Annotated in this window: 7 protein-coding genes; all 7 read left to right on the top strand. The window is 63.1% G+C overall.

The features are described from left to right. Nucleotides 1–19: 19 nt before the first annotated feature. The 7 genes from rpoC to tuf all read left to right on the top strand — a co-directional run bounded on the left by rpoC (nucleotide 20) and on the right by tuf (nucleotide 13,700). A complete protein-coding gene (rpoC, locus tag ML401_RS21080; RefSeq protein ID WP_126258100.1) occupies nucleotides 20–4,216 on the top strand; it encodes a DNA-directed RNA polymerase subunit beta' in 4,197 nt (1,398 codons plus the stop codon). Nucleotides 4,217–4,409: 193 nt separating this feature from the next. Then, a complete protein-coding gene (locus tag ML401_RS21075) occupies nucleotides 4,410–6,470 on the top strand; it encodes an FAD-dependent oxidoreductase (protein ID WP_285806760.1) in 2,061 nt (686 codons plus the stop codon). A gap of 132 nt (nucleotides 6,471–6,602) precedes the next feature. Then, nucleotides 6,603–8,627, top strand: a complete 2,025-nt coding sequence (locus ML401_RS21070; RefSeq protein ID WP_285806759.1) for an ABC transporter ATP-binding protein — start codon at nucleotides 6,603–6,605, stop codon at nucleotides 8,625–8,627. Between the two features lie 881 nt (nucleotides 8,628–9,508). After that, complete coding sequence (rpsL, locus tag ML401_RS21065) at nucleotides 9,509–9,880, top strand: 30S ribosomal protein S12 (RefSeq protein ID WP_007603006.1); 372 nt, start codon at nucleotides 9,509–9,511, stop codon at nucleotides 9,878–9,880. A gap of 15 nt (nucleotides 9,881–9,895) precedes the next feature. After that, complete coding sequence (rpsG, locus tag ML401_RS21060) at nucleotides 9,896–10,366, top strand: 30S ribosomal protein S7 (protein ID WP_008136420.1); 471 nt, start codon at nucleotides 9,896–9,898, stop codon at nucleotides 10,364–10,366. A 30-nt stretch (nucleotides 10,367–10,396) separates the two neighbouring features. Further along, nucleotides 10,397–12,469 (top strand): elongation factor G, encoded by a 2,073-nt coding sequence (gene fusA, locus ML401_RS21055; RefSeq protein ID WP_018322261.1) that lies wholly within the window; start codon nucleotides 10,397–10,399, stop codon nucleotides 12,467–12,469. Nucleotides 12,470–12,509: 40 nt separating this feature from the next. Further along, nucleotides 12,510–13,700 (top strand): elongation factor Tu, encoded by a 1,191-nt coding sequence (gene tuf / locus ML401_RS21050; protein ID WP_194402793.1) that lies wholly within the window; start codon nucleotides 12,510–12,512, stop codon nucleotides 13,698–13,700. Nucleotides 13,701–13,730: the final 30 nt, after the last annotated feature.

Here is a 13,730-nt window from a genome sequence, read left to right as displayed (position 1 = left end):
GGCACGCGAGGAGAAGACGATGAACCAAGAAATTATGAATCTCTTCAACCCGACGACGCCGGCTCAGGTCTTCGACCAGATCCGGATCTCGATCGCGTCTCCAGAGAAGATTCTGTCCTGGTCCTACGGCGAGATCAAGAAGCCGGAGACCATCAACTACCGCACCTTCAAGCCCGAGCGCGACGGCCTGTTCTGCGCCCGCATCTTCGGGCCGATCAAGGATTACGAGTGCTTGTGCGGCAAGTACAAGCGCATGAAGTACAAGGGCATCATCTGCGAGAAGTGCTCGGTCGAGGTCACGCTGTCGCGCGTCCGGCGCGAGCGCATGGGCCATATCGAGCTCGCCGCCCCCGTCGCCCACATCTGGTTCCTGAAGTCGCTGCCCTCGCGCATCGGCCTTCTGCTGGACATGACGCTGAAGGATCTCGAGCGGATCCTCTACTTCGAATACTACGTCGTGCTCGAGCCGGGTCTCACCGCGCTCAAGGACCGTCAGCTGCTGTCGGAGGACGAGTATCTGAAGGCGCAGGACGAGTATGGCCAGGATTCCTTCACCGCCATGATCGGCGCCGAAGCGATCCGCGAGCTGCTCAAGGGCATGGACCTCGAGAAGCTCGAGGCCTCGCTTCGCGTCGAGATGCAGGAGACCGACTCCGACATCAAGCACAAGAAGCTCGCCAAGCGCCTGAAGATCGTGGAAGCGTTCCGCCACTCCGGCAACAAGCCGGAATGGATGATCATGACCGTGGTCCCGGTGATCCCGCCGGACCTGCGTCCGCTGGTGCCGCTGGACGGCGGCCGCTTCGCGACCTCGGACCTCAACGACCTCTACCGCCGCGTCATCAACCGCAACAACCGCTTGAAGCGGCTGATGGAGCTGCGCGCGCCCGACATCATCATCCGCAACGAGAAGCGCATGCTTCAGGAAGCGGTCGATGCGCTGTTTGACAACGGCCGCCGCGGCCGCGTCATCACGGGTGCCAACAAGCGCCCGCTGAAGTCGCTCGCCGACATGCTCAAGGGCAAGCAGGGCCGCTTCCGCCAGAACCTGCTCGGCAAGCGCGTCGACTATTCGGGCCGTTCGGTGATCGTGGTCGGTCCCGAGCTGCGCCTGCATCAGTGCGGCCTGCCGAAGAAGATGGCGCTCGAGCTCTTCAAGCCGTTCATCTATTCGCGGCTCGACGCCAAGGGCCTGTCCACCACCGTGAAGCAGGCCAAGAAGCTGGTCGAGAAGGAGCGGCCCGAGGTCTGGGACATCCTGGATGAGGTGATCCGCGAGCATCCGGTGCTGCTGAACCGCGCACCGACGCTGCATCGCCTCGGCATCCAGGCGTTCGAGCCCGTGCTGATCGAAGGCAAGGCGATCCAGCTTCACCCGCTGGTCTGCTCGGCGTTCAACGCCGACTTCGACGGCGACCAGATGGCCGTGCACGTCCCGCTGTCGCTCGAAGCGCAGCTGGAAGCGCGCGTCCTGATGATGTCGACCAACAACATCCTGCATCCGGCCAACGGTCAGCCGATCATCGTGCCGTCGCAGGACATCGTGCTCGGCCTCTACTACGTCTCGATCATGCGCGAAGGCCTGCCCGGCGAGGGCAAGATCTTCGGCGACATGGCCGAGCTCGAGCACGCGCTGCATGCGAAGGTCATCCACCTCCACACCAAGATCAAGTACCGGTGGCAGGGCATGGACGAGACCGGCAAGGTCTCGACGCGCTGGATCGAGACCACCGCCGGCCGCGTCATGCTCGGCAATCTCCTGCCGAAGAACCCGCGGATTTCGTACGAGATCATCAACAAGCTGATGACCAAGCGCGAGATCTCGGGCGTGATCGACCAGGTCTACCGTCACTGCGGTCAGAAGGAGACGGTGATCTTCTGCGACCGCATCATGGCGCTCGGCTTCTACAACGCGTTCAAGGCCGGCATCTCGTTCGGCAAGGACGACATGGTCGTGCCGCACGGCAAGTGGAAGATCGTCGACACCACCCGTACGCTGGCGAAGGATTTCGAACAGCAGTACAACGACGGTCTGATCACCCATGGCGAGAAGTACAACAAGGTCGTCGACGCCTGGTCGAAGGCCACGGAAGAAATCGCCAAGGCGATGATGAAGGAGATCTCCTCGACCAAGAAGACGGCGAGCGGGGCGGATGCCGACATCAACTCGATCTACATGATGGCTCACTCCGGTGCCCGCGGTTCGCCGGCCCAGATGCGCCAGCTCGCCGGCATGCGCGGCCTGATGGCCAAGCCGTCGGGCGAGATCATCGAGACGCCGATCATCTCGAACTTCAAGGAAGGCCTCTCGGTTCTCGAGTACTTCAACTCGACCCACGGTGCCCGTAAGGGCCTCGCGGACACCGCGTTGAAGACCGCGAACTCGGGCTACCTGACCCGCCGTCTGGTCGACGTCGCGCAGGACTGCATCATCACGCAGAGCGACTGCGGCACCAAGCTCGGCATCAAGATGCGCGCCATCGTCGATGCCGGCACCGTGGTGGCTTCGCTCGGCTCGCGCATCCTCGGACGCACGGCCTGCGAGGACATCCGCGACAGCTCCGGCAAGGTGATCATCAAGCGCGACACGCTGATGGAAGAGAGCCATCTGGACGCCATCCAGCAGGGTGGTGTGCAGGAGGTGAAGATCCGCTCGGCGCTGACCTGCGAACTCGTCAACGGCATCTGCGGCAAGTGCTACGGCCGCGACCTCGCCCGCGGCACGCCGGTCAACCACGGTGAAGCCGTCGGCGTCATCGCGGCGCAGTCGATCGGCGAGCCGGGCACCCAGCTCACCATGCGCACCTTCCACATCGGCGGTGCGGCGCAGCTCAACGAGCAGTCCTTCGTCGAAGCCAATTTCGACGGCAAGATCGTGATCCGGAACAAGGCCATCGCCCGCAACAGCGAAGGTCACCTGATCGCGATGGTGCGCAACATGGTGGTGGCGATCGTCGATGCCGACGGCACCGAGCGCGCGACGCACCGCGTCCAGTACGGCTCGCGCCTGCACGTCGACGAGGGGGACATGGTCAAGCGCGGCCAGCGCATCGTCGAGTGGGATCCCTACACCCGTCCGCTCCTCACCGAAGTCGAAGGTACCATCGGCTTCGAGGATCTGGTCGAGGGGCAGTCGATCTCGGAAACGCTCGACGAAGCGACCGGTATCGCCAAGCGCGTGGTCATCGACTGGCGCTCGACCCGCGGCGGCTCGGACCTGCGTCCGGCCATCGTGGTCAAGGGCAAGGACGGCAAGGTGCTCAAGCTCGCCCGTGGCGGCGATGCCCGCTACATGCTGTCGGTCGACGCCATTCTCTCGGTCGACGTCGGAGCCAAGGTCAATCCGGGCGACATTCTCGCCCGTGTCTCGACCGAAAGCGCCAAGACGCGTGACATCACCGGCGGTCTGCCGCGGGTGGCGGAACTGTTCGAGGCTCGGCGTCCGAAGGATGCGGCGATCATCGCCGAGATCGCGGGCACCATCCGGTTCGGGCGCGACTACAAGAACAAGCGTCGCATCTCGATCGAGCCGATGGACAAGACCGACGAGCCGCGCGAGTACCTGATCCCGAAGGGCAAGCACATCCACCTTCAGGACGGCGATGTCGTCGAAAAGGGCGACTTCATCGTCGAAGGCAACCCGGCACCGCACGACATTCTTGCGGTCAAGGGCATCGAGGAGCTCGCGGCCTATCTGGTCAACGAGATCCAGGAGGTCTACCGGCTCCAGGGCGTGCTCATCAACGACAAGCACATCGAGGTGATTGTCCGTCAGATGCTCCAGAAGGTGGAAGTCACCGACCAGGGCGATACGGACATGATCTCGGGCGAGCAGGTCGACAAGATCGAGTTCGACGCGCTGAACGAGAAGGCCAAGGAAGAGGGCAAGAAGCCCGCCACGGGAACGCCGGTTCTGCTCGGCATCACCAAGGCGAGCCTCCAGACCCGTTCGTTCTTCTCGGCGGCCTCGTTCCAGGAGACCACCCGCGTCCTCACGGAAGCGGCGGTCAACGGCAAGGTCGATCCGCTCGAAGGCCTCAAGGAGAACGTCATCGTCGGCCGTCTGATTCCGGCGGGCACCGGCGCCTCCATGGCCAAGATCCGCGAAGTCGCCATGAAGCGCGACAAGCTGATCCTGGACGAGCGCGAGAAGCAGGCGGCCGTCGTGTCGCCCGCGCCCGAAGCCGAGCTTCCTGCGCTGCCGCCCGCGGAATGATCGTTCATCCGTAGGAATACCGAGGATAATGGAAAGGCCGGCGCAAGCCGGCCTTTTTGCTGCTTTCTTTGCTTGCTGCGATGCAGGATCAACCTTTGTTCATCTTTCCTTCAGGCGCAAAAGCGCTTCTGCTAGGGGAGTTTAGCCCGGTGGATCCCGTGACGGGGGCAGGGCCGGAGACCACGGAACTCGCATGCTTGATCTGGCAATCGTAGGCGGCGGCCCCGGGGGGCTGATGAGCGCCTGGTATCTGAAGCGCAAGCTTGGCGATCTCTGCCGCGTCACCATCTACGAGGCCTCCGACCGGCTCGGCGGCAAGGTCGTCACGCGCAAGTTCGATTCCGCGCCCGCGATGTACGAGGCCGGCGTGGCCGAGATCTATGATTACTCGATGACGGGCCCGGACCCGCTGCGCGAGCTGATCCAGCATTTCGGGCTGCAGACCATTCCGATGGACGCCGAGCAGGTGCATCTCGGCGGCGAGCTGCTGAACGACGTGCCCGGCATGCGCCGCCGATACGGCGCCAAGACCGCGGCCGCGATCGAGGCCTTCCGCAAGCGTTGCAGCGAGGTGATGTCTCCGATCGAATATTACGAGGGCGTCGGCGCGCACGACAACGAGAATCCCTGGGCCTACAAGACCGCCGAGCAGGTGCTCGACGAGGAGGTCGAGGACGAAACGGCCAAGCGCTTCTTCAAGGTGATGGCGCGCTCCGACATCGCGACCGAGAGCCACAACACCAACGGCCTCAACGCGCTCAAGAACTATCTGATGGATGTCGACGGCTATATCGGCCTCTATTCCATCCAGAACGGCAATGAGCAGCTGATCGAGTGCCTGCAGTCGGAGGTCAACGCCGACATCCAGCTCAATCATCGCGTGCTCACCGTGGGCAAGGCGCCGACCGGCCGCTACCAGCTCAAGATGATGAATGGCAAGGGACCGGAGACCCGCGACTTCGATCTGGTGCTGGTCTGCCTGCCGCATTCCTGGCTCGCCACCATGGGGTGGGAAGGCGAGCAGCTGCGCAAGTCGATGGTCAAGCACGTCTCCTATTTCGACCGTCCTGCACATTACCTGCGCGTCTCGATCCTGTTCGACACCCCGTTCTGGGGCGAGAAGATTCCCGGCGCCTGGTTCATGTCGGAAGCGTTCGGCGGCTGCTGCGTCTACAACGAGGGTGCGCGCCACGACGTCGGCAAGCACGGCGTGCTGAACTGGCTGATTCCCGGCTCCGACGCGCTGGCTTTCGCCAATCTGTCGGACCAGGAGCTGATCGACGCCGCGCTGAAGTCGCTGCCGGCTGCGCTCGGCGATGCGCGTTCGCATTTCGTGGAAGGCAAGATCCATCGCTGGCTGTCGTCGGTGAACGCCATACCGGGCGGTCTGCCTGTGCGCGACGTCATGACCAATCACCGGCCGGAGCCGAAGGAGCATCCCGGCATCGTGGTGGTCGGCGACTATCTGTTCGACTCGACGCTGAACGGCCTGCTCGATTCCTCGGACGCGGCGACCGACATCATCCTGACCGAGATGATGCGCCTGCGCCGGGAACGCGCGCAGGAGGACAAGCCGCTCTCCGACAAGATCGATCGCGATTATTTCGAAAACTATCGCGGCCTCGGTCCCTATCACGAGGCATGGCGCCACTTTACCGACCCCGATTATCTCACCAGGCTGCTCGGCATCGTCTGGGGCAGGACCAAGGGCGCCAAGCTGCTCGTCGCGGGCTCCGCCAGCGGTGAGCTGGTCGGCGCGCTGCGCGAACGCGGCATCGATGCCTACGGTATCGAAAACAACCGTGCCATCCACGCCAAGACGCCGAAGGCGCTGAAGAAGTACAACAAGCTCGGCTCGATCACCGACATGCCGTTCAAGGACGGCGCGTTCGACTTCGTGTTCGAGACCAGCCTGTGCCACGTTTCGCCGAAGCAGGTGGTCCGCGCGATCCGCGAGCTCAACCGCGTGGTCAAGACCGGCCTCGTGTTCGGCTCGATCACCTCGGACATGGCGCCGGCTCTGATCGACCGCTACGACCTGCTGCGCGGGGTCAAGAAGCTCGGCACCTGGTGGGAGTGGTCCGAACTGTTCTTCGGCAACGGGTTCGACCTCTCGATGCACCGCAAGGATTGCACCGATGCGCTCTGGGAGGCGACGCTCGCCGCCAACAAGGGGCCGGGGCAGTGGTACGCCGACGCGGACAGCTTGCGCTATTCCTTCTTCGACAAGGTCGAGGACGAGGACGAAGACTAGCCGCGGGACGCGCGTCGCATTCGCCAATTGTTTTGCCGAATTGATCCTGATCGCATAGAATCGGCACGATAGCGCTCTCCGCTATGTCCTGCTTCTCTGCGGTCATGCCGGCCGTCAGCATCGATTGGTTTCATGGCGTCCAAGCCCCTCCCGCCCGACAAACAGAAGCTCGCCGCGGAAGAGGCGGCCGAGCTCGACGACAAGCTCGCCGCCGCCGCCAAGCCGGACCTCGAAGACGACGAGGACGACGAAGACGAGGCGGATGACGAACTGGAACTCGACGACGACGATGAGGACGAGGATCTCGTCGTCTTTACCGCCCGCGAGGCCGCCGGTGCGCTCGCGACCATCGTCGGGTTCGTCAAGCCCCATCTGACGAACTACAAGCGGATGCTGTCGTTCGTGGCGTTCGGCGTCTTCGTCGAGACGCTGTTCAACGTCATCATGCCGCTCAGCCTCAAGTTCCTGATCGACGACGCGCTCGGCGAGGAGGACTTCCAGGCGCTGTACAAGATCCTCGGCGTGCTCGCCGTCGCCGGCATCTTCACCTCGGTCGTCGCAGTCTGGTACGAGCGCTGGGACGCGCGGCTGGCGGCCTGCATCATCTCGGACGTCCGCAAGCGCCTGTTCGAGCATGTCCAGGACCTGCCGGCGGCCTATTTCGGCCGCACCAAGCGAGGCGAGATCCTGTCGCGCTTCTCGGTCGACCTCTCGGCGTTCGAAGGCTCGGTGAAGACCTTCGCCAACAGCGCCGCGCTGCCGTTCCTGGAATTGATCGCGGGCATCATCCTGATGGTGTTCCTGAACTGGCAGCTCGCGGTGATTGCGCTGCTCGTGTTCCCGATCACGCTGATCGGCCCGCGCATCCTCACCCCCAAGGCGGTGCAGGCCAATTACGAGCAGAAACTCAACGAGAGCGCGCTGCTCGGCATGGTGCAGGAGAACGTGGCGGCGCAGGCCGTGATCAAGGCGTTCAGCCTGCAGCGTAAGATGTTCGGCTTCTTCACCTTCCGCAACGACGCGACCCGCGACAAGATCGCCTCCGCCGCGTTCCTGTCGACCATGGTGGAGCGGACGGTGACCATCTCGGTGCTGTTGCTGCACCTCGTGGTGCTCGCGATCGGCGCGTATCTGGCGACCAAGGGCCAGATCACCATCGGCACCTTCGTGACCTTCGAGAGCGCGTTCTGGGAGGTCTCCTACAACATCGCCCATGTGATGCATTTCATCCCGGTGTCGATCTCCTCGGCCGCAGCGATCCGCCACATCCAGGAGCTGCTGGACGAGCCGACCCGCGGCGCCGACCGTGCCGGCGCGCCAGATCTGCCGCGCATCACCAACGACATCACCTTCGACCACGTCACCTTCCAGTACGAGGGCAGTCAGACGCCGGTGCTGGACAATCTCAGTCTCAGGCTCGACGCGGGCAAGCGCATCGCGATCGTCGGCCCGAGCGGCTCCGGCAAGAGCACGTTGCTCAACCTGATCCTGCGGCTCTACGTGCCTGACGAGGGGCGCGTCACCATCGACGGCGTCGACGTCCGCAAGGTGACGCTGGATTCGCTGCGCCGGAGCATGGCGGTGGTGTTCCAGGAGAACATGCTGTTCAACATGTCGATCCGCGAGAACATCCGGCTCGGCAAGGAGGGCGCGAGCGACGAGGAGGTGGAGGAGGCCGCCAAGAAGGCCGAGATCCACCGCTACATCATGAGCCTGCCGCAGCGCTACGACACGCCGGTCGGCGAACGCGGCGACACCCTGTCGGGCGGCCAGCGCCAGCGCATCGCGATCGCGCGCGCGATCATCCGCAATCCCTCGGTGCTGCTGCTGGACGAAGCCACCTCGGCACTGGACCAGACCACGGAAGCTGCGATCAACCGCACACTGCTCAAGGTCGCCAAGGGCCGCACCATGATCTGGTCGACCCACCGGCTGACATCGGTGGTCGAGATGGATGAGATCATCGTGATTTCCGGGGGCAGGGCGATCGAACGCGGCTCGCATGCCCAGCTGCTCGCCAAGAACGGGACCTATCGCAAGCTGTGGAACGACCAGATCCACCAGCCGCATGGCGCCGTCCCCGCCGACGACGGCAGAGACGATGACGATGAAGACGACCTCGAGGAAGACGAGGATGAGGACGAGGAGGAGGAGTGACCGGAGCTGGACCGATTCTGTGAGTCGGCCATCAATGTTCGCTCGATTCTCAGGCGACGATCAGTTCTTCGCTTCGAAAATTCGGCCGGTTCGCTCTCGTGTGAATCGGTCGGGCCGGATATCACGGACGTTGTTGCGCGGGCGATCTTGCTCCGATCTCAGTGACGTCCTGGGCCGATGGTTGCCGAAGCCAGGAGAGATTAACGCCCCTTAACGCCTGCGAGGCCCGAAAAACCCGTTCCGGTCGTTATAAAATTACTTTAATTCCGGGTATAAATGTTCGGCGGGCTGGCGAAATGCCAACCGTGCACCCATATCCGGGTGAGGCGGCGAGGGCGGCAAACAGCGATTTTGACAGGCTCCTGAGCGCGTTGTGACTGTCGTTTCGCCTTGACTTGACCGATTCCCACTTATAGAAAGCGCCTCACTTAACGACAGGCGGTGAGCATCGCCAGCGTCGGAACGGGCCACCCGTCAGACCCCCAAAGACTAGAGCCGCAAGGACTAGATCCAGAAGGGTCGCGAGACGGGCACCAACCTCGACGAATGCCGCTCAAACGCTGTCGATCATAGCTAGGCAATGCCAGTGCGATTCTAGTTCTCTTGAGCTTATTCTCTTGAGATCGAATTCGGATGCATGACCTCAGTGCGCGGGCCGCGGCTTTATGCTGATCGGCCTCAATACTGCGGTCCTCTGTGGCGTCGAAGCGCTTTCCGCCCGTTGATGGGGCGGTTGGCGCAATTTCGCTTTGTGCGGATTGTTCCGCAGAAGGCGACCTCGTCGGGCGGGTAGCTCGAAAGAATTTGCAGTCCCGGCAACGGGCTGCGGCAAGACAGCGGATCCGAAAAGGGTTCGCGACAGAACAAAGGGTAAGGCCAGGATGCCGACGATCAACCAGCTGATCGCTCAACCGCGTGAAGTGCAGAAGTCGCGCAAGAAGGTGCCGGCGCTGCAGCAGTCGCCGCAGAAGCGTGGTGTTTGCACCCGCGTCTACACCACGACTCCGAAGAAGCCGAACTCGGCGCTTCGTAAGGTCGCCAAGGTGCGCCTGACCAACGGCTTCGAGGTGATCGGCTACATCCCCGGCGAGGGCCATAACCTCCAGGAGCACTCGGTGGTCATGATCCGCGGCGGCCGCGTCAAGGACTTGCCCGGCGTGCGCTACCACATCCTCCGCGGCGTTCTGGATACCCAGGGCGTCAAGAACCGTAAGCAGCGTCGTTCGAAGTACGGCGCGAAGCGTCCGAAGTAAGCGGGAACCAGGTCCATGTCTCGTCGCCACTCAGCGGAAAAGCGCGAAGTCCTTCCCGATCCGAAGTTCGGGAACATCATCGTCACGAAGTTCATGAACTCGGTGATGTACGCCGGCAAGAAGTCGGTCGCCGAAGGCATTGTCTATGGTGCGTTCGGTATCATCGAAAGCAAGACCAAGCAGAACCCGCTCGGCGTGTTCGAGCAGGCGCTCGAGAACGTCATGCCGACGATCGAGGTTCGCTCCCGCCGCGTCGGCGGCGCGACCTACCAGGTCCCGGTCGAGGTTCGTTCGACCCGCCGGCAGGCGCTGGGCATCCGCTGGCTGATCTCGGCTGCGCGTGAGCGCAACGAGAAGACCATGACCGAGCGGCTCTCGGCCGAACTGCTGGACGCCTCGAACAACCGCGGCAACGCCGTCAAGAAGCGTGAAGACGTGCACCGGATGGCGGAAGCCAACCGCGCCTTCTCGCACTATCGCTGGTAACGGCGACACACGGAATCTGAGGAACACCCTATGCCCCGCGTTCATGCCATAGAGAATTACCGCAACTTCGGTATCATGGCGCATATCGATGCCGGCAAGACGACGACGACCGAGCGCATCCTCTATTACACCGGCAAGAGCCACAAGATCGGCGAAGTGCACGAAGGTGCCGCGACGATGGACTGGATGGAGCAGGAGCAGGAGCGTGGCATCACGATCACCTCGGCTGCGACCACCGCGTTCTGGGCCGGCAAGCGCCTGAACATCATCGACACCCCCGGCCACGTCGACTTCACCATCGAAGTCGAGCGTTCGCTGCGCGTGCTCGACGGCGCCGTCTGCGTGCTCGACTCCAACCAGGGCGTCGAGCCCCAGACCGAGACCGTCTGGCGCCAGGGCGACAAGTACAAGGTTCCGCGCATCGTCTTCGCCAACAAGATGGACAAGACCGGCGCCGACTTCTTCAAATGCCTGGCCGACATCGTCGACCGCCTCGGTGCCAAGCCGATCGCGATCCAGCTTCCGATCGGTGCCGAGAACAACTTCAAGGGTCTCGTCGACCTCGTGAAGATGCAGGGCATTATCTGGAACGATGAATCGCTCGGCGCGAAGTTCGACTATGTCGACATTCCCGAGGATCTCGTCGAGCAGGCCAAGGAATACCGCGAGAAGATGGTGGAAGCCGCCGTCGAGCTCGACGACGACGCCATGGCCGCCTATCTCGACGGCAAGGAGCCGGACGAAGAGACGCTGAAGCGGCTAATCCGCAAGGCGGTTCTGACCGGCGCGTTCTATCCCGTGCTGTGCGGCTCGGCCTTCAAGAACAAGGGCGTTCAGCCGCTGCTCGACGCCGTCGTCGACTATCTGCCGTCGCCGATCGACGTGCCCGCGATCAAGGGCACCGACGACCGCGGCAACGAGGTCGTGCGCAAGGCGGACGACAAGGAGCCGCTCGCGCTGCTCGCGTTCAAGATCATGGACGACCCGTTCGTCGGCACCATCACCTTCTGCCGCATCTACTCCGGCGTTCTGCAGAGCGGCACCGGCGTCGTGAACTCGACCCGCGAGAAGAAGGAGCGCATCGGGCGCATGCTGTTGATGCATGCGAACAACCGCGAAGACATCAAGGAAGCCTATGCCGGCGACATCGTCGCGCTGGCAGGCCTGAAGGAAGCGCGCACCGGTGACACGCTGTGCGATCCCGACAAGCAGGTGATCCTGGAGAAGATGGAATTCCCCGAGCCGGTCATCGAGATCGCGATCGAGCCGAAGTCCAAGGCCGACCAGGAAAAGCTGGGCGTGGCGCTGGCCAAGCTCGCCGCGGAGGATCCGTCCTTCCGCGTGTCGACCGACCAGGAGTCCGGCCAGACCATCCTCAAGGGCATGGGCGAACTCCATCTCGACATCAAGGTCGACATCCTCAAGCGTACCTACAAGGTCGACGCCAACATCGGCGCGCCGCAGGTTGCGTTCCGCGAGCGCGTCACCAAGAAGGCCGAGGTCAAGTACACCCACAAGAAGCAGACCGGCGGTACCGGTCAGTTCGCGGAAGTGTCGATCGTGGTCGAGCCGAACGAGCCCGGCAAGGGCTACGAGTTCGAGTCCAAGATCGTCGGCGGTGCGGTTCCGAAGGAATACATCCCCGGCGTCGAAAAGGGCCTCAACAGCGTGATGAGCTCTGGTGTCGTGGCGGGCTTCCCCGTCGTCGATGTCAAGGTTCAGCTCGTCGACGGCAAGTATCACGACGTCGACTCGTCGGCGCTGGCCTTCGAAATCGCATCGCGCGCGGCTTTCCGCGAAGCGCTGCAGAAGGGCAAGTCCGTCCTGCTCGAGCCGATCATGAAGGTCGAAGTGGTGACCCCGGAAGACTACACCGGCTCGGTCATCGGCGACCTGAATTCCCGGCGCGGTCAGATCCAGGGTCAGGACATGCGCGGCAACGCCAACGTCATCAACGCGATGGTGCCGCTCATGAACATGTTCGGTTACGTGAATAACCTGCGCTCGATGAGCCAGGGTCGCGCGACCTTCACCATGCAGTTCGACCACTACGCAGAAGCGCCGGCCAACGTGTCGGCAGAAGTCCAGAAGAAGTTTGCCTGATTGTCGTCGGTCTAGAGCTGACGATTGAACGGAGAGTCAAATGGCCAAAGCAAAGTTTGAACGTAACAAGCCGCACTGCAACATCGGCACCATCGGTCACGTCGACCATGGCAAGACGTCGCTGACCGCGGCGATCACCAAGATCCTCGCCGAAGCCGGCGGTGCGACGTTCACCGCGTACGACCAGATCGACAAGGCGCCGGAAGAGAAGGCGCGCGGCATCACCATCTCGACCGCGCACGTCGAGTACGAGACGCCGAATCGCCACTACGCCCACGTCGACTGCCCCGGCCACGCCGACTACGTGAAGAACATGATCACCGGCGCCGCCCAGATGGACGGTGCGATCCTGGTCGTGTCGGCCGCTGACGGCCCGATGCCGCAGACCCGCGAGCACATCCTGCTCGCCCGCCAGGTCGGCGTGCCCGCGCTCGTCGTGTTCCTCAACAAGTGCGACATGGTCGACGATCCGGAGCTGCTCGAGCTCGTCGAGCTCGAAGTCCGCGAGCTGCTGTCGAAGTACGACTTCCCGGGCGACAAGATCCCGATCATCAAGGGTTCGGCGCTCGCCGCTCTCGAAGATTCCGACAAGAAGCTCGGCCACGACGCCATTCTCGAGCTGATGAAGAACGTCGACGAGTACATCCCGCAGCCGGAGCGTCCGATCGACCAGCCGTTCCTGATGCCGGTCGAAGACGTGTTCTCGATCTCGGGCCGCGGCACCGTCGTGACCGGCCGTGTCGAGCGCGGCATCGTCAAGGTCGGCGAGGAAATCGAGATCGTCGGTCTGCGCGCCACGCAGAAGACTACGGTCACCGGCGTCGAAATGTTCCGCAAGCTGCTCGATCAGGGCCAGGCCGGCGACAACATCGGTGCGTTGCTCCGCGGCACCAAGCGTGAAGACGTCGAGCGCGGCCAGGTGCTGTGCAAGCCGGGTTCGGTCAAGCCGCACACCAAGTTCAAGGCTGAGGCTTACATCCTCACCAAGGAAGAGGGCGGTCGCCACACCCCGTTCTTCACCAACTACCGTCCGCAGTTCTACTTCCGCACCACCGACGTGACCGGTGTCGTGCATCTGCCGGAAGGCACCGAGATGGTGATGCCGGGCGACAACATCGCGATGGAAGTGCACCTGATCGTGCCGATCGCGATGGAAGAGAAGCTCCGCTTCGCGATCCGCGAAGGCGGCCGCACCGTCGGCGCCGGCGTCGTCGCCTCGATCATCGAGTAACAAGCGAATAGGGAATGGTGAGTGGCGAAT

This window comes from Bradyrhizobium sp. 62B (assembly GCF_030272265.2).
Lineage (GTDB): Bacteria > Pseudomonadota > Alphaproteobacteria > Rhizobiales > Xanthobacteraceae > Bradyrhizobium.
This window is presented reverse-complemented; position numbering and strand designations above follow the sequence as displayed.

Coding starts and splice junctions, on each gene's coding strand:
- fusA (WP_018322261.1), top strand. CDS start 10,397: ATGCCCCGCGTTCATGCCATAGAGAATTACCGCAACTTCGGTATCATG.
- tuf (WP_194402793.1), top strand. CDS start 12,510: ATGGCCAAAGCAAAGTTTGAACGTAACAAGCCGCACTGCAACATCGGC.
- ML401_RS21075 (WP_285806760.1), top strand. CDS start 4,410: ATGCTTGATCTGGCAATCGTAGGCGGCGGCCCCGGGGGGCTGATGAGC.
- rpsL (WP_007603006.1), top strand. CDS start 9,509: ATGCCGACGATCAACCAGCTGATCGCTCAACCGCGTGAAGTGCAGAAG.
- ML401_RS21070 (WP_285806759.1), top strand. CDS start 6,603: ATGGCGTCCAAGCCCCTCCCGCCCGACAAACAGAAGCTCGCCGCGGAA.
- rpoC (WP_126258100.1), top strand. CDS start 20: ATGAACCAAGAAATTATGAATCTCTTCAACCCGACGACGCCGGCTCAG.
- rpsG (WP_008136420.1), top strand. CDS start 9,896: ATGTCTCGTCGCCACTCAGCGGAAAAGCGCGAAGTCCTTCCCGATCCG.